This is a genomic window from Paenibacillus sp. 4624, assembly GCF_050435065.1.
Classification (GTDB): Bacteria; Bacillota; Bacilli; order Paenibacillales; family Paenibacillaceae; genus Paenibacillus; species Paenibacillus amylolyticus_D.
This window is the reverse complement of the sequence record NZ_JBNDJR010000010.1, coordinates 205,025-221,328: the sequence shown is the minus strand read 5'-3', so window position 1 is coordinate 221,328 and position 16,304 is coordinate 205,025. Positions and strand designations below refer to the sequence as shown.

The following is a 16,304-nucleotide window of genomic DNA, read 5'->3' as shown; positions in this document are numbered from 1 at the left end:
GCCTCCTTATATTAGGCAGCCATGATGACCGTATACCCACCTCCAAAAAACATCGAATTCGTACTCGAAGCGGCATAACCGTACATCACTGGCTGCATCGCTTTAGACGGCAGAGTCTGCTGCAGAATCATACCCGCCACAGCCATCGGATCTTCCGTGCGATTCAGGCACAGATCAATTAGACGTGCAGTATCCCCTTGACGGAAAGCCATCAGATAACTGCGGAGCTGCTCTTGCTCCAGATCAGCGGGCTCTTCCATCGTCCCCTGTTCCAATGCAGCATCCATCCCTGCTTCCACCAATTTATGCCTGACCTTGCTCAAAGCTGTGCGGGCACGGTTTAATGCTGCTTTTACGGCCCCTTCGGTTGTACGCAGCATCTCAGCAGTTTCTGCCGCCTTATATCCCATGATTTCACGTAATATATAGATCGCACGCTGCCAGGGCGGCAAGGTGTGAATCAATAGTTGTACCGCAGATTCCAGCTCTTCAAAGGATTCCTCTCTCGCAAATTCAAACATGACAGGTTTCATCTCGTCGAGTATAGAGCGCAGCTTTTCTTGCTTACGAATACCGTCAATCCATGTATTGCGTGCGATACGAATCAGATAAGCCTCCCAGTTAAACGACGTGTCTGTTCTTTCCGAAGCTTGCGCCACCGCAGATGATAATCCCTTAAGGCAAGTTTCCTGCACAAGATCCTCTGTCTCTGTCACCGACTTGGTGAGTGACATGCAGTATGCATAAAGCGAAGCCATTAGTTCAGGCAATACATCGTGCAACGCTGGATTTGGAACACGTTTACCTTCAACACCGTCTCTACAATCAATGGCATCAGTATGATTAACTGCTATAGCTTGATGATGGTTTTGACTTCCTTGATTCGTTTGATTTATCGCCTTCAATTTATCGTTTCTCATGGCTGTGACTAGGTTCATTTCATAGACTTCGCAATCTGCGGACTTCACAAAGGCCATCTCGGGGGCCCCCCTTTGCTGGTTCCTGATTAAGTGTTTCATTATGTAAACGAAGAACCTCCTGTAAAGGATACGCTCTTCTTCATTTATTTTTTCAAAACAAAACTATTCCTGGATCTCAAATTATCCACTTTCATTGCTGAATCCCGATTTCACATCGAATCCTAACCCAGTGCCACCGTCATGCCCGTTCGTGCTATGGTGATGCCCTCATCCAGTTTATAGTTCTGCCTTACATCTACATCATGAGACATATGTGTAAAATAGGTGTGTCCCGGCTTCAACACTCGCAAAAGCTCCTGCGCCTCCTGCATATCATACACCGAACGCGTCGAAAACTCCGCCAGCTCATGTACAAAACTCGTCCCCAGAACCAGCAGATCCAGTCCATGCAACAGTTCCTGTTCTTCTTCCTTCAAATCTATGGCATCCGAACAGTACGCCCACGCATACTCCTCACGCTCCAGCCGATATGCATACGAAAAACCGTTATGTCCATGACACACTTTCCAGGAACGAATCTTCCATCCACCAAGTTCGATCCCATTATCGGTTTCCAAAAAATCCATGTGACGAGCTAGCCACGGAAATTGCCCCTGTATCGTAACGATTACCTCTCGCGGGGCATACAATCTACCCTTCACGCCTAGCCAGCGGCACGCATCTGCCCATTCTGGCAAACCCCCAATATGATCAAAATGAGCATGTGTAATCAGCAGCGTATGCACCATCCGCATTCCCTGATCTTCCATCTGAGAACGCCAGTCCGGCCCGCAGTCGATCATAAACATCCCGTCTACATGCTGATCTCGAAAGTCACCGCCCCCGTGAATCAGGACAGATGAACGTTTTCGTCGATTTTCCCCTGTCCGCCTTGCCTCCGTACATATCTCACAACTACAATATACCCGTGGAACACCCATGGCATCTCCTGTGCCCAGAAATGTGAGCTGATTCATTCCGCATTCCCCTCTCGCTCCCTGAAGCCTATTCAGCTCAGATGTGATGTCTCTTCATTCGTAATCAACATAGTTGTGCCTCAAATATTTTATGTAAATTGTAATCCCCTACCTCCGCTTTTGCAAAAAAAAGACTCCCCCACTCACAGCGCATCGCTGCTGCCGGGAAAGTCTGTCGTCTGATCTGGCTGGAGAAGCCCAGCCTCAGACATGATAGTTCCATATCCGTCCGCTCACACCAGCGCACGCAGCTTCAACGTCAGCTCACGGCCAGCAGGAACCTCTATGTTATCCGTAATGACCCAGTTCCATGCCAGACGTTGCTCTAGCACCTCAGCCTGTTCTGCGGTCAACTGCAAACCGGTGATGATCCCCTCACCCACCGTGAAATCCTTGTCTGCTTGCAGATTAAATGCTTTTTCCAGCCAGATGCCAAGCCCTCCACGCGTATTAAACGTAATTCGATATCCGTTCTGTAGAGCCCCTTCCAAGTTCTCACCATGCTCGTCCGCATACGAGAAAAACGTATCGTACCGATAATGCTCCTCGGATACGCTATCAAATGCCGCTACATCCTTGGCTTGAATCGCTTTTAATATATCCGCTTCTGACATGCCTTTGCCACGGGCTTGCTCCAGTCGAATCGCTGTGCTTTGGGACAATTTAATCTCTGTACTCATTAAGGTCACACCTTTCTGCAACTACAATTATGCCAACATGTGTATTAGTATACTTCCTATTATAACCTTTTCGTAGTAAAAAACCTCCATCTCGGCATGCCGCAAAATGAAGGTTCGCATTCCTATATAAGTTGAACTAGAGATTTTACACGGAACACTCCGATGACAGAATAACCTGGAGAGTAGCGGTTACAGGCCTGCCAGCACCTGATACCAGACTCCACGCTTGGAATACAGTGTCTTACGCACCTCATCCCATCCACCCAGATAGTTGATATCAAACAGCCCCGCTGGTGTCGGGAACGATTCTTTCGTCTCGGCAAATATGTCCGGGTCTACGGAGCGGAAGCCGTGTTTCGCAAATATACGCTGTGCTTCAGGTGTTCGCAAGTACGCGATAAAGGCTTCCGCCAGCTCCCGATTGCCATGTTTGTCGGCGTATTTATCCACCACCACTGCGGGATTTTCGATTAAAATCGTATTTTTCGGTACCACGATATCATAATCTACACCCTTGGCAATTCGGGCAAGCAGCTCATTTTCATACGTTACGATAACGTCTCCTACACCATATTCAAACGCAGCCATCGAGGAACGACCACTCTTGTCCAGGGATTCAACGTTCTGGTGTACCTCTTCCAGAAATGCTTTCGCTGCGGCAGGGTCTTTCTTGCCCTCTTTCTCCTCCGACAGCTTCAGTCCCGCACCATAGATCGCATTAATATCCCACTGTGCACCGCCAGATGTTTTCGGGTTAGGATACAGCACCTTCACGCCAGGCTTGGTTAAATCCTGGAAATCTTTAATCCCCAGTGGATTGCCTGCTCGTGTACCCAGCACAACGATTGAACGTGTAATCATGCCCTCATTCGGCGTTTGTTTCCAATCCGCAGTGACAAGCTTGGCCTTCACCAGTTTATCGACGTCACTTTCCATCGCAAGCAGGGCTACATCCGCTTCGAACCCGCCAACAATCGCTCTCGCCTGTGTTCCTGAAGCTTCATAGGATTCTTGAAAATTGATGGTCTGTCCCGTCTTGGCTTTCCATTCTGCCTGGAACTTGGGCAACAGTTCGCCTACCGCATCCTTCGCTACGCTATATGCACCGATAACCAGTGTGTTCGAAGAATCACCACTCGTAACTGTGGCTGTTTGTCCTTGCTCCTGCTTGCTGCATCCGGCAGTCACACAGACGAGCACAAGCATCAGAATGAAATATAGAGGATTGAATTTCTTCTTGTTTCGGCTCGTCGGCATGGCTGCTCCTTCTTTCTTTTCTGCTTTTTCCTTAACATCTTCCATTCTAGATCATGACTGGCATCGGATCTTCTTTCAATCGGTTCTCCACGACCCAGCTCACCGAGTCATTGAACATATACGCACGATGCACAAGTACACGAATCGTTTGCCCAATCTCCAGTGTCGTTTTCTCCAGAGAGCGATAGGTGATGAGCTTGTGGCCCTCCACCTCAACTTCAACCATCCATTCACTACCGCGGAAGTGAAGATGTTTTACGATCCCTTTTTCCGTTGCAGACAGCATGGTGAATTCATTCTTGAGTCCAATCTCGATGTACTCCGGTCGGATCAGTGCACGCGTATTGCCACCTTGCACCGCATGTTCGAAGCCTTTCAGCTGAGAGGCATCCTCCACCACCGTAGACTCCCCAATAAAGGTCGCCACAAATGGGGTCTGCGGATTTTTATAAATATCCCAAGGGGTACCCTTTTGCTCTAAACGACCTTGGCTGATAATCATAATCTCGTCTGCGACTTCAATCGCTTCATCCTGGTCGTGAGTAACAAAGATGGACGTGATGCCTACCCTTTCAATCAGCTCACGCAGCCATGAACGAAGCTCTTGACGAATCTTAGCATCAATGGCGGCAAACGGTTCGTCCAGAAGCAGTAACTGCGGCTCAGGCGCAAGCGCTCTGGCAAAAGCCACACGTTGACGCTGTCCACCCGACAGCTGGTGCGGATAACGCTGTTCGAAACCTTTCAGCCCAGTCAGCTCAACGAGTTCCATCACGCGATCACGAATCTGGGCTTTAGGTGTTTTTTTCACCTTGAGACCAAATGCAATATTATCAAAAACACTCATATGTTTGAACAACGCATAGTTCTGAAATACAAATCCAATGCCCCGTTCTTGAGGCGGTAGATGATTCACGACTTTTCCGTGGAACCGGATCTCCCCCGAGCCTGGGCTTTCGAGCCCTGCGAGCATACGCAAGATCGACGTTTTCCCGCCTCCGCTGGGGCCGAGCAAACCGATCAGATGGCCTTTGGCAATATCGAATGAGACATCTTTTACCGCATGAAAATCACCAAAGTGTTTGTTAAGATCACGAACTTCTACATGCATCTCAATGCACTTCCTTTCGCTTCTTGGCCCACTCCATCAGGAGCAGCAGTCCTACAGAGAAGGTTACCAGTACCAATGCCACACCGTTCGCGGCAGACACGTTGAAATTCTCTACATCCTGATACACCAGCGTTGTTGCTGTCTGCGTTTTATTCATAATGTTACCGGACACGACCAATACTGCCCCGAATTCTCCCAGTGAGCGCGCTACCGTCAGAACCAGACCATAAACCACTGCCCAGCGAATGGAAGGCCAGGTTACACTCCAGAACGTTCTCCAGCCGTAGGCTCCGAGTGTGGAAGCCGCCTCCTCCTGCTGCGAACCAAGCTCCTGCAAGACAGGCATGACCTCTCTTACCATCAACGGAAACGTAACGAACAACGTGGCAATAACCATGCCTGGAAAAGCGTATACCACATTAAATCCGATGCCCTCAAAAAATCCTCCCATGATGCTGTTCGGTCCAAGCAGCAAAACAATCATCAAACCGCCAATAACCGGCGATACCGCATAAGGTAAATCGACAATGCTGTTAAGCAACCCTTTCACCCGATCACTCAGCCAGCTTGCACGAACCAGATAAATCGCCATCATAATGCCAAACAATGTATTTAACAGGGTAACCACCAGAACGACCAGCCCTGTCATCATCAGTGCGTGAAGCGCCTCCGGACGCATAATACCTTTAACAAAGCCGCCAGCACCGTCCTCAAATGCGCCAATCAGAATCCGTCCGAGAGGAATGATCAACAGCAATGTGAACACTACAAACGTAAGTCCGATTAAGAGTCTTCTCATCTTCTTCTCCCCCGCATCTGTACGAGATTGATTAGCCAGAGGATCAGAAAGGAGAGTGTTAGCAACAATACGGATACCGCGGCCGCCCCTGTCGGGTTATCACTTTCAATCTCTCCATAGATGAAAACGGAAGCTGTTAGTGTTCTGCCTGGAATATTACCGGCAACCAGTACAACTGCGCCAAATTCAGCGAGCGCTCTGGAAAAAGCCAACATTCCGCCGCTAATCATGCCGGGAGCCATGGATGGAAGAATGACCTGCATGAACGTACGTGCCTTGGAAGCACCCATCGTGTATGAAGCCTCTTCCTCGGAAGGATCGATCTCTTCCAGCAAAGGCTGCACTGCGCGAATGACAAAAGGAAAGGTAACAAAGGTCATCGCAATCACAATTGCAGGCTGATGAAATACAATTTCAAACCCCATCGACTCAGCCAGTTTCCCGACAGCACTGATTGGGCCGAGCAACAGCATAATCATCAGACCGCCTACAGCTGTTGGCAATGCAAAAGGCAAATCGACAAGACTATTAAGAAATGATCTGCCAACGAATCGATATCTTGTTAACACCCAGGCAATCATGGTTCCTAAGATCACATTAATTAAAGCGGCAACCACGGCCAGACGAACCGTTAACAGCACCGCCTTCCATGCAATAGGATCCATGATACTCTCAGCAAAATTACTCCACCCTTCAGAGAAGGAGTTGGCGTACACACCGATGATTGGAAGTACAATGAGTACGATGAAATATAACAATACGGTACTGCGAAAACCCCAAGTCCATCCCTTGTGACGAAGAACGGTGTTCATTACTGTGTTCCCTCCCAGCCTCCGGCTTTAACTCCGGTCGGCAGTCTACCTGATTTCATGCGATATTCCCCTGATTTGGATAAGTTTACTTTATTATTATTCCCATTAGTCTACTTGGTTTTTGCTTATCTGATACTTTACCAGTTTGCAGTGCTGATCGTCAATGCTTTTATTCGAACTATTTGATGCTCTGTTTAAACGAATCTCCCCATTTTCATAAACGAATTTAGTACATTAGATTGACGCAATTTCGTTCAATACTTGAGATCAAACATTTATGTATACATGTTATCCGTGCGGTTTGTTTAGCCTCGGGTGGTTAAGGTACAATCTAAAGAGTTAAAATTCAGGAAAGACATTACTACGTGAAGGAGTGATTAATTATGTTATATACGAAAAGCATATCAACATTTGCAAGAGATGAAATGAAGGAGATCACACGGGATGTTGAGCAGGTTGTACAAAGTAGTGGCATCCGGAATGGCACCGTGCTTATTTATTGCCCCCATACAACGGCAGGGATTGCCATTAATGAAAATGCGGACCCCGATGTTAAACATGACGTCTTGTTACGTCTCGATGAGGTGTACCCCTGGGAGCACCCTCAGTATCGTCATGCCGAGGGCAATACGGCCTCTCACCTCAAATCAATAACTACCGGTCCGTCACAGACTGTCATCCTGCATGAAGGCAGACTACTCTTGGGACGCTGGCAAGGGATCTATTTTTGTGAATTTGATGGGCCACGTCATCGGGAGTATTTCATCAAAATTATGGAAGGTTAAGTTTCATCTCAAAAAAGACAAACATAAACAGGCGTTCCACCCTTTACTGGGTTCAGGAACGCCTGTCGTCGTCTTCAGCGTGTACAGATATTATCTTTCGCATGATAACGTAATAAAGAGTTAACGTTATGATCAATCACCGCCTTGAAGTATGAGGACAAGCAAAAGCGGCAATTATTGCACGCCAGGCTGCTGACCCAAATTACGGCACAATACTTTCACATGAGACAATGCAGAGGATTCGATCTCCGCAAACGTCAAACGGTCTTGAATATAATAAGATATGAATCCGTGCATAGCCAGAAACAAAGTACGCGGCACATGCTCAATATCCTCTTCGGCACAGCCCTCTTCCTTCATATACTGCCGAATGATCGACGCAAACAGTTCGAAACAACGCCCCTGCTCCGTACGACAATAGGACAATAACTCCTCGTCTCGAATCATAAACATAATCTCGTATTGATATGGATTTTCCAGACCAAATCGAATAAACTCCATCAAAATATGCTCAACTTTGTTCGCGCCGCCTGCAACCGGCCTGACCATGGCTTGCAACAGTAGATGTCCCAGATGGTTGAAATCCTCTACCACGATCGCATAGAACAACTCTGCTTTTTCCTTAAAATGATAATACAGCGACCCATGACTATAGCCTAGATGCTGGCCGATGCTTCGCATCGAAATGGCGCGGTATCCTTTGGTAATAAAAAGATGCCTCGCCGCCTCCAGTATCCGCTCCCTCGACAACTCCTGTTCGACTGCTCTTCTAGCCATATATTTTATTCCCCTTCAATAAAATAAAGCCGCTGTCCCTCCGTGATCCGGGATTGTCCTTGCGTCAAATCCGTAATCCAGGCAATAAATGCCTCGGTTTCACTATCCGGCGGAAGACACGTTAACGTAACCTTATCGGTGAAAGCCGTTTCACCTGTACGCACTTCCCGGCCTCTTAACTCATTTTCCACTTTCCCAAGCCACGTATAATCCAGTTCTACAAATACTTCTCGATGCAGCACTTTGGTAATAACTTTTCCTGCTTCAATTGCTGCGACAGCTCCGTCTGTATACGCACGAATAAGTCCTCCAGCGCCAAGCATGATTCCCCCGAAGTATCGTGTAACGACAATCGCTACATTCTTCAATTGCTGATTCTTGATCACCTCAAGAATAGGTTTACCCGCTGTACCGCTCGGTTCCCCGTCATCAGACTGCTTCTGAATCTCATCCCGCTCGCCAATCATGTATGCTGAGCAGTTATGTGTCGCATTCCAATGTTTTTTCTTGATATCATCAATAAAAGCAATGGCTTCCTCCTCAGTTGTGACCGGCATGATATGACCGATAAACCGTGATTTTTTGATCACAATTTCCAGTTGGCCCGATCCTCGAACTGTTCGATAACGTTCCATCATTTTTAATCCAACTTTCCGTAAATCATCCATTTTACAAGAAAGCAGTTCCCCGCATATTGCGGATGAACTGCCTTGGTTAATGACATCCGGGAAACGATACCCTGCAAAAGCTCGCATTCCCGGATGGACTTAACAATCTTTATTTAACTATATGAGCGGAGCCGTGAATTATTCAGAAAGTCTCGCTTCGAGCGCTGCTTTCTCTTCTTCAAAGCCTGGTTTGCCCAGCAATGCGAACATGTTTTTCTTGTATGCTTCCACACCCGGTTGGTCAAATGGATTCACACCCAGCAAATATCCGCTAATGCCGCATGCTTTTTCAAAGAAGTATACCAGATATCCAAACGAATATGGAGTCATATCTGGAATGTTCACAATCAGATTTGGAACTTGGCCATCTGTATGTGCAAGCAACGTTCCTTGGAATGCTTTTTTATTGACGAAATCCATCGTTTTGCCTTCCAGGAAATTCAAACCGTCCAGGTCGTCTGCATCAGCTTCAATGGAAATGTGCTCGGATACTTCAGCGACTTGAATAACGGTTTCGAAGATGTTCCGGCTACCTTCCTGAATGAATTGGCCCATAGAGTGCAAGTCTGTTGAGAAATCCACCGATGCAGGATAGATACCCTTGTAGTCTTTACCTTCGCTTTCACCAAAGAGCTGTTTCCACCACTCGGATACGAAGTGCAAGGACGGCTCGTAGTTCACCAGAATCTCTGTGCCTTTGCCTTTGCGATACAATGCGTTACGAACGGCTGCATATTGATACGCTTCGTTCTCCGCTACATTCGGATTGCTGTACTCTTTGGAAGCGTCAGCTGCGCCTTGCATCATTTCTTCGATGTTGATGCCCGCTGTTGCGATTGGCAACAAACCTACGGCTGTGAGTACGGAATAACGTCCGCCTACGTCATCCGGGATGATGAAGGATTCATAACCTTCTTCATTTGCCAGCTTTTTGAGCGCTCCGCGCTCTTTATCTGTTGTTGCGTAGATGCGTTTGCGAGCTTCCTCTTTCCCGTATTTTTTCTCCAGAGCTGCACGGAAAATACGGAAAGCAATCGCTGGTTCAGTTGTTGTACCCGATTTAGAGATAACGTTCACGGAGAAGTCTTTACCTTCTACCAGATCCAGCAAATGTGTCACATACGTGGAGCTGATGTTGTTACCAGCAAAATAAATCTCAGGAGTTTTGCGTTTGTCCTTCGGCAAGTTGTTGTAGAAAGAATGTGTCAGCATTTCGATCGCTGCGCGTGCTCCCAGGTATGATCCACCAATACCAATCACGATCAGCACTTCGGAATCACTTTGGATTTTAGCTGCGGCTTTTTGAATGCGGGCAAATTCTTCTTTGTCGTATGCTGTCGGAAGGTCGATCCATCCGAGATAGTCGGAACCTGTTCCTGTACCGTTATGAAGTTGCTCGTGAGCCAAACGGATCGGTTCAGCGAAATAGTCTACTTCGTGCTGGTTTACAAATTGCAAAGCTGTACTATAGTCAAATGTCACTTTTTTTGCCATGATCTCAAAAACCTCCTGATATCGGTATAATAATTCCGTTTTCCATGTTAAACAACTTGTCCTAAGGATACTTCAAATCCACCCTGCTGACAAGCTTACGCATGAACTTGGCTGTTAACAATCAAGAAGCAAAAAGGGCAAATCGAATCCGCAACACTGCGGTTCGAGTTCCCCTTCTTGTGTTATTCCGCCGGGTACGAGCAGACGTAGTCGGTAACGCTGCGTATCTCCAGTTTAAATTTGGATTCAGCAGGCACGTGGAATGTCGCTTGGCCTTGAATCTCTTGCCACTCTTCTTCACCAGGAAGCAATACTCTCAGATCGCCGGACAGAATCTCCATAATTTCGCGGGAATCTGTGCCGAACTCATAGTTACCTGGAAGCATGATGCCCAGCGTCACTTTGCTGCCATCCCCCAAAATAACCGTTCTACTGGTTACCTGACCATCATAATAAATGTTGGCCTTTTTCACTACACTGACTTGATCGAATTGTGACATGCGTACCCGCTCCCCTGAAGTTAATGAAAACAAAAGGCAACACAGATCAGGGCAGCCATGCCGCCCTTGACTCTGCGGAAATAACAACTGTCATGAGCCAGAAGCGCCGGAAGACGTTCGGCCCATGACAGACGGTTAAAGTATAAAGTTTTTATTACAGCAATGCTTTTACGCGGCTAACTACGTTATCCACAGTAAAACCATACTCTTGGATTACACGGTCGCCAGGCGCGGAAGCACCGAACGTGCTAATTCCGAGAATGTCACCTTGATCTCCGACATATTTTTCCCAGCCCATTGGGTGAGCCATTTCGATCGCCAGACGTGCTTTAACATCTGGAAGAAGAACAGACTCTTTGTAAGCTTTGTCTTGTTTCTCGAACAGATCCCAGCTAGGCATGCTGATTACGCGAACTTGAATCCCTTGCTCAGCAAGTGCAGCTTGAGCTTTAACCGCCAGCTGTACTTCAGAACCTGTAGCAATGATTTGTGCTACCGCTTTGCCGTCTTTAGCGTCGGATACCACATAAGCACCACGTTTCAAGTTCTCACGTGCACCTTCTACAGTTCCTTCGAGGATCGGCAAGTTTTGACGAGTCAGAACCAGGGCAACCGGGTTGCTCTTGTTCTCCAGCGCGTAAGCCCAAGCTGCAGAAGTTTCGTTACCGTCAGCTGGACGAATTACCGTCAGGTTCGGGATGATACGAAGGGAAGCCAATTGCTCAATCGGTTCATGCGTAGGACCATCTTCACCAACAGCGATACTATCGTGAGTCAGGACATACGTGACTGGCAGGCTCATCAGTGCAGCCAGACGAACAGCAGGACGCAGGTAGTCGGTAAATACGAAGAACGTACCGCCGAATACTTTCACACCGCTGTGCAATGCCATACCGTTCATCGCACCAGCCATACCGAATTCACGGATACCGAAGTAGATGTTACGACCAGAATAGTCTTCTGGAGTAAAGTTAGTCAAGTTGTTCAGGTGAGTCATTGTGGAGCTTTCCAAGTCAGCGGAACCACCTGTCAGATGAGGCACATTATGTGCAAGACCGTTCAGAGCGTTACCGGAAGCTACACGCGTAGACAATGCTTTGTCCGTTGCTGCATATTTAGGCAGATCACGATCCCAACCTTCTGGAAGGTCGCCGTTAATTGCTGTTTCGAACTGAGCAGCCAGTTCAGGGTATGCTTTTTTGTACTCCGCAAATTGCTCGTCCCAAGCTTTATTTGCAGCGATACCTTTTTCTTTGACTTGAGCAAAGTGATCGCGTACTTCAGCCGGTACGTGGAAGTTTTCTTCGTATACCCATTTATAATATTCTTTAGTCAGTTTAGCTTCTTCTGCACCCAGTGGAGATCCGTGAGTACCGCCGTGGCCGCCTTTACCTTGTTTGTTCGGGCTACCATAACCAATTACGGTTTTCACTTCGATCAATGTAGGACGCGCTGTGTCTGCTTGACCTTCTTTGATTGCTTTTTCAATTGCAGGCAGATCATTACCATCTTCAACGCGCAGCACTTGCCAGCCATACGCATCAAAGCGTTTAGCGATGCTTTCGGAAGAAGACAGGTCAAGTTTGCCATCCAGCGTGATGTCGTTGGAATCGAACAGCATGATCAGTTTGCCAAGGCCGAGACGTCCAGCCAGGGAAGCAGATTCATGAGATACGCCTTCCATCAGGTCACCATCACCACAGATTGCATATGTGTAGTGATCAACAACGTTGAATTGATCTTTGTTATAAGTTGCGCCCAGCTGAGCTTCAGCCATGGCCATACCAACTGCCATCGCAATACCTTGACCCAGTGGTCCGGTAGTTGCATCAACACCAGCTGTATGTCCGAATTCCGGGTGACCCGGAGTTTTGCTTCCCCATTGACGGAATTGTTTCAATTCTTCCATAGGAAGATCGTAGCCGCTCAGGTGCAGCAAGCTGTACAGCAACATGGAGCCATGTCCTGCGGACAGCACAAAGCGGTCCCGGTTAATCCAAGTCGGGTGGTCCGGGTTATGAGTCATCGTTTTTGCAAAAAGCTGGTACCCCATCGGAGCGGAGCCCATCGGCATACCCGGGTGTCCGGAATTTGCCTTCTCAATTGCATCAATCGCCAAAGTACGTACGGTTGTAATCGACAGGTTGTCGATTGTGGTGTTCTCGTCCTTTTGAATCGCTTCGTTCTTGTCAGTCATGGTTTGTCCTCCTCATGTCTTTAGATAAGTCGGGTGCGCAAGCGAGTCCCTCTCATCATACAAGCAAACCGCATAAACAATAAGTGAATCCGCTTGAATGTTTCATTTTGACTTATTCACTTTTGTATTGTATCACTTGCCGTGAAGCTTTTCCATAACCTTCTTTTAGAAAGTTACGGAAAATTCAGGTGATCCTGATTAAACATTGCTAGGGTGTGTCTGAAAACGCTGAAGGAAGCAGATTTTGCCAAATTTTCGTTCCAAGCCAGGAAGTTTACCGCAGGCGTGCCGGGGCACGTCAAGGGAAAGTGACGCAGCAGGGGGCGAAAAGGCGGTAAAAGATGCACTTCAGTCGGTTTCAAGATACGCCCTAGTCCATCGGATGAAGTATAACCTTTAAGCCGAAAACCATACACATTTTAGAGATTAACGTGAAAATCGGCTTGTGCTGATCAGCGCCTCTCGATTCGAGCATACGGTTAACGGTTTATTTTTCAATTAGATACGCTTCATACCCAAGGAGGGCTTGAAATGCCAGATCAAACGCGACACCCGTCTAATTCGTTAAAATTATCATTACCCTGGTTTTCGGGGATCATAACCGGAATCGTTAGTGGCATTTTTCTAGGACTATTTCTAAAAGTGGTTCAGACATTAACTGGCGAAAGAGTGTACACCCTGCTACTGAACGTTGATTTTGTACCAGGGCTTCCTCCGCGGTTTCCCGAATGGATCGAATTCTCCTTGCACCTGGCTGTATCTGTTGTCATCGGGATTTTCTACATCTGGTGGGTCAGACGTACAGGCCGTCCAGTCAGCAGAGGAATATTTCTCGGCGCCGCCTCTTCCCTGCTCTATCTCCCTTTGTCTCCGTTATCCTCACGTGTGCCCGATCTGAATGACGCTGGTGCCATTTTCTATTGGGTCATTGGCCACCTTCTCTTTGGCGCTTTGCTAGGTCTGTGTGGAAAATACTTGCACGCCAAAAAGCGGCACGCAGTTCATTATTGAACTGGAGCCGCTCGGCTTTATGGTGCATCGAAGTCTAAACGGTTACCGAGTAACTCTCTTATGAGGTTACGGATCAACCTTGCGCAGTATTAAAGCGTAAACTTAGACTTAAAATACGACTGTTTTATTTTCGTGTACAAGAACACGGTCTTCCACATGCCATTTTACAGCCCGCGCAAGCACAACACGCTCAATGGTACGTCCAATGCGTTTTAATTCAGTCACATTATCTCCATGGCTTACACGCTGAACGTCCTGTTCAATAATTGGTCCGCCATCCAGCTCTTCCGTAACATAATGCGCCGTTGCGCCAATGATTTTAACACCACGGTTATAGGCCTGAGCGTATGGCTTACCTCCAACAAAGGCTGGCAAGAACGAGTGATGAATGTTGATAATACGGTTACGGTAATGTTCAATAAACGTTGGAGAGATAATCTGCATATAACGAGCGAGAATAATCACATCCACATCGTTGCCGATCACTTCCAGCTGACGCTGCTCTGCTTCTTTTTTCGTATCGGCTGTAACCGGAATATGGTGATATGGGATGCCGAACGATTCCACATAGTTTTTCATATCCAAATGGTTGCTGACCACAAGCGCGATGTCCGCATCAAGATCGCCAGCCTGCCATTGCCAGAGCAACTCTACCAGACAGTGATCTTCTTTGGATACAAAAATAGCCAACCTTTTTTTGCGGCTAACCGCGGAAAGAGACCACTCCATCTCGAAACGTGCCGCCACATCGGCAAAATCCGCTTCCAGCTTCGCCAAGTTACTCTCCAGTTGCGGAAGATCGAACTCGATCCGCATAAAAAACATACCGCCTGACGGGTCCATCGTATACTGGTCAGACTGTACAATGTTGGCACCATGCTGATGCAAAAAATGTGATACCGCTGCTACAATTCCCGGTCCATCCGGACAGGAAATAAGCATACGCGCTCGATTGGCGCGGTTTTGATCATCAGGTCGTATTTGTTTTGCGTGAATCTCCATCGGGTTAATCTTCCTCCTTCAATTAGACAAGACATACGTGAAGTATATCAGGCAAGACTTGCAGGGATTACCCTGCAAGCCAAGCTATCAAGCGATGATTGATTTGTTCTTCATTCAAATGCGGGAACAATGCCGCCTCTGTTACCATGTCATACAAGCGTTCCAGCGGTTCACGCGGATCAGCTTTTTTGGCTTTGGCATCATTTTTGAGCAGTGTCCATACATCAAGTACATAAGCACGGGAATTCACTTCCTTACCTTTGAAGAAATGTTGCAGTTGCTCGACTTCACTCAGGAACTCCTGACCGAAACGGCCTTCCACATCTCCTCGCAGCAATGCAATTTCAATTTCATACATTGGCCGCTGGGTTTTGGCATCTTTACCAATCCACGGCGTTTCCAGAATGAATGGACGATTATTCAGTTTTTCATGGTTTACAATGCGGTTGATCGCTTCAAATCCAATCCAGCCCGACCCAATCGGTGTATGACGGTCTTTGCGTGCACCGGCAGCATTTTTACTATCGTTAATGTGCATTACAGCAATTCGGTCAAGTCCAACCGTGCGATCAAATTGATCCAATACACCATCCAGATCGTTGACGATATCATAACCCGCATCATGAATGTGGCATGTATCCATACACACGGTCAGTCGTTCGTTATGTTTTACTTTCTCAATAATCTGTGCAAGTTCCTCGAAGCTGCGCCCCATCTCGGTTCCTTTACCGGCCATCGTCTCCAGCGCAATATTCACATCGGTTTCCTGAATGCCATCGAGCACTTCATTCAAGCCTTGCGCAATACGTTCGATACCATAATGAGCATCCTTGTCCGTAAATGCACCAGGGTGCAATACGATGTTTTTCACACCAATGGCGTGAGTACGGCGAATTTCCTCCTGCAGGAAGTCCACAGCCAGTCCATATGTGCTGTCCTTGTAAGAGCCCAGATTAATGATATAAGGAGCATGCACAACAATTTCCTCAAATCCGCCTGCCTGCATGGCAAGCTTGCCTTCCTCAATAAACATTGATTCAATTGGCTTGCGGCGTGTGTTCTGCGGTGCACCCGTATATATCATAAACGAACTGGAACCGTACGAGGACGCTTCCTTCGTTGCACTCAATAATCCCTTGTCCGAAAAGGACACATGGGAGCCGATTTTCAGCATCATTGATCCCCCTTTTTCTGAATTATCCACTATCATAACGCGATTATCGAAATAAATCTAGAAATGCGATATAATTCGAATGAGAGGCTATTTTTGACAGC

General features: G+C 47.3%; 16 protein-coding genes. 2 read left to right on the top strand and 14 right to left on the bottom strand.

Translation table 11 applies throughout. The features are described from left to right. Positions 1-11 precede the first annotated feature (11 nt). The 7 genes from ABIE27_RS22260 to cysT form a co-directional block, all read right to left on the bottom strand. Entirely contained in the window at positions 12-977 is a 966-nt protein-coding gene (locus ABIE27_RS22260) for an RNA polymerase sigma factor (RefSeq protein WP_429351485.1), read from the bottom strand. A gap of 164 nt (positions 978-1,141) precedes the next feature. Continuing rightward, the gene (locus ABIE27_RS22255; protein WP_123063325.1) at positions 1,142-1,936 is read right to left on the bottom strand and encodes an MBL fold metallo-hydrolase; all 795 of its coding nucleotides are present in this window, start codon (positions 1,934-1,936) and stop codon (positions 1,142-1,144) included. Positions 1,937-2,169: 233 nt separating this feature from the next. Beyond that, complete coding sequence (locus ABIE27_RS22250; protein WP_123063324.1) at positions 2,170-2,616, bottom strand: hypothetical protein; 447 nt, start codon at positions 2,614-2,616, stop codon at positions 2,170-2,172. A gap of 189 nt (positions 2,617-2,805) precedes the next feature. Then, positions 2,806-3,873, bottom strand: coding sequence for a sulfate ABC transporter substrate-binding protein (locus ABIE27_RS22245; RefSeq protein WP_192895070.1), 1,068 nt, complete (start codon positions 3,871-3,873; stop codon positions 2,806-2,808). A gap of 46 nt (positions 3,874-3,919) precedes the next feature. Then, positions 3,920-4,984, bottom strand: a complete 1,065-nt coding sequence (locus ABIE27_RS22240; protein WP_429351484.1) for a sulfate/molybdate ABC transporter ATP-binding protein — start codon at positions 4,982-4,984, stop codon at positions 3,920-3,922. A gap of 1 nt (position 4,985) precedes the next feature. Next, on the bottom strand, positions 4,986-5,783 hold the full coding sequence (locus ABIE27_RS22235; protein ID WP_429351483.1) for a sulfate ABC transporter permease subunit: 798 nt from the start codon (positions 5,781-5,783) through the stop codon (positions 4,986-4,988). Beyond that, positions 5,780-6,595 (bottom strand): sulfate ABC transporter permease subunit CysT, encoded by an 816-nt coding sequence (gene cysT / locus ABIE27_RS22230; RefSeq protein WP_123063322.1) that lies wholly within the window; start codon positions 6,593-6,595, stop codon positions 5,780-5,782. Before cysT ends, ABIE27_RS22235 begins: the two co-directional genes overlap by 4 nt. 383 nt (positions 6,596-6,978) lie before the next feature. On the opposite strand from cysT, the gene ABIE27_RS22225 reads away from it, so the two are divergent. Beyond that, complete coding sequence (locus ABIE27_RS22225) at positions 6,979-7,380, top strand: secondary thiamine-phosphate synthase enzyme YjbQ (protein WP_123063321.1); 402 nt, start codon at positions 6,979-6,981, stop codon at positions 7,378-7,380. Between the two features lie 174 nt (positions 7,381-7,554). Here ABIE27_RS22225 and ABIE27_RS22220 read toward each other — a convergent pair whose 3' ends face one another. The 5 genes from ABIE27_RS22220 to tkt form a co-directional block, all read right to left on the bottom strand. After that, positions 7,555-8,157, bottom strand: coding sequence for a TetR/AcrR family transcriptional regulator (locus tag ABIE27_RS22220; protein ID WP_429351482.1), 603 nt, complete (start codon positions 8,155-8,157; stop codon positions 7,555-7,557). Between the two features lie 5 nt (positions 8,158-8,162). Continuing rightward, complete coding sequence (locus tag ABIE27_RS22215) at positions 8,163-8,795, bottom strand: YigZ family protein (RefSeq protein ID WP_123063436.1); 633 nt, start codon at positions 8,793-8,795, stop codon at positions 8,163-8,165. Between the two features lie 168 nt (positions 8,796-8,963). Then, positions 8,964-10,319, bottom strand: coding sequence for a glucose-6-phosphate isomerase (locus ABIE27_RS22210; RefSeq protein ID WP_090918059.1), 1,356 nt, complete (start codon positions 10,317-10,319; stop codon positions 8,964-8,966). A 182-nt stretch (positions 10,320-10,501) separates the two neighbouring features. Continuing rightward, entirely contained in the window at positions 10,502-10,819 is a 318-nt protein-coding gene (locus ABIE27_RS22205; protein WP_090918062.1) for a pyrimidine/purine nucleoside phosphorylase, read from the bottom strand. Positions 10,820-10,973: 154 nt separating this feature from the next. Further along, on the bottom strand, positions 10,974-13,016 hold the full coding sequence (tkt, locus tag ABIE27_RS22200) for a transketolase (RefSeq protein ID WP_123063318.1): 2,043 nt from the start codon (positions 13,014-13,016) through the stop codon (positions 10,974-10,976). A gap of 531 nt (positions 13,017-13,547) precedes the next feature. Between tkt and ABIE27_RS22195 the strand changes: the two genes are divergently transcribed. Continuing rightward, the gene (locus ABIE27_RS22195) at positions 13,548-14,027 is read left to right on the top strand and encodes a hypothetical protein (protein ID WP_429351481.1); all 480 of its coding nucleotides are present in this window, start codon (positions 13,548-13,550) and stop codon (positions 14,025-14,027) included. Between the two features lie 108 nt (positions 14,028-14,135). Here the strand turns inward: ABIE27_RS22195 and purU are convergent, their stop codons facing one another. Both purU and ABIE27_RS22185 read right to left on the bottom strand, forming a co-directional pair. Continuing rightward, positions 14,136-15,029: a formyltetrahydrofolate deformylase gene (gene purU, locus ABIE27_RS22190; RefSeq protein ID WP_123063316.1), complete on the bottom strand. Its 894-nt coding sequence runs from the start codon at positions 15,027-15,029 to the stop codon at positions 14,136-14,138. Between the two features lie 67 nt (positions 15,030-15,096). Further along, positions 15,097-16,203 carry a deoxyribonuclease IV gene (locus ABIE27_RS22185; protein WP_123063315.1) on the bottom strand — a complete coding sequence of 369 codons (1,107 nt, stop codon included), beginning with the start codon at positions 16,201-16,203 and terminating at the stop codon, positions 15,097-15,099. Between the last annotated feature and the right edge of the window lie 101 nt (positions 16,204-16,304).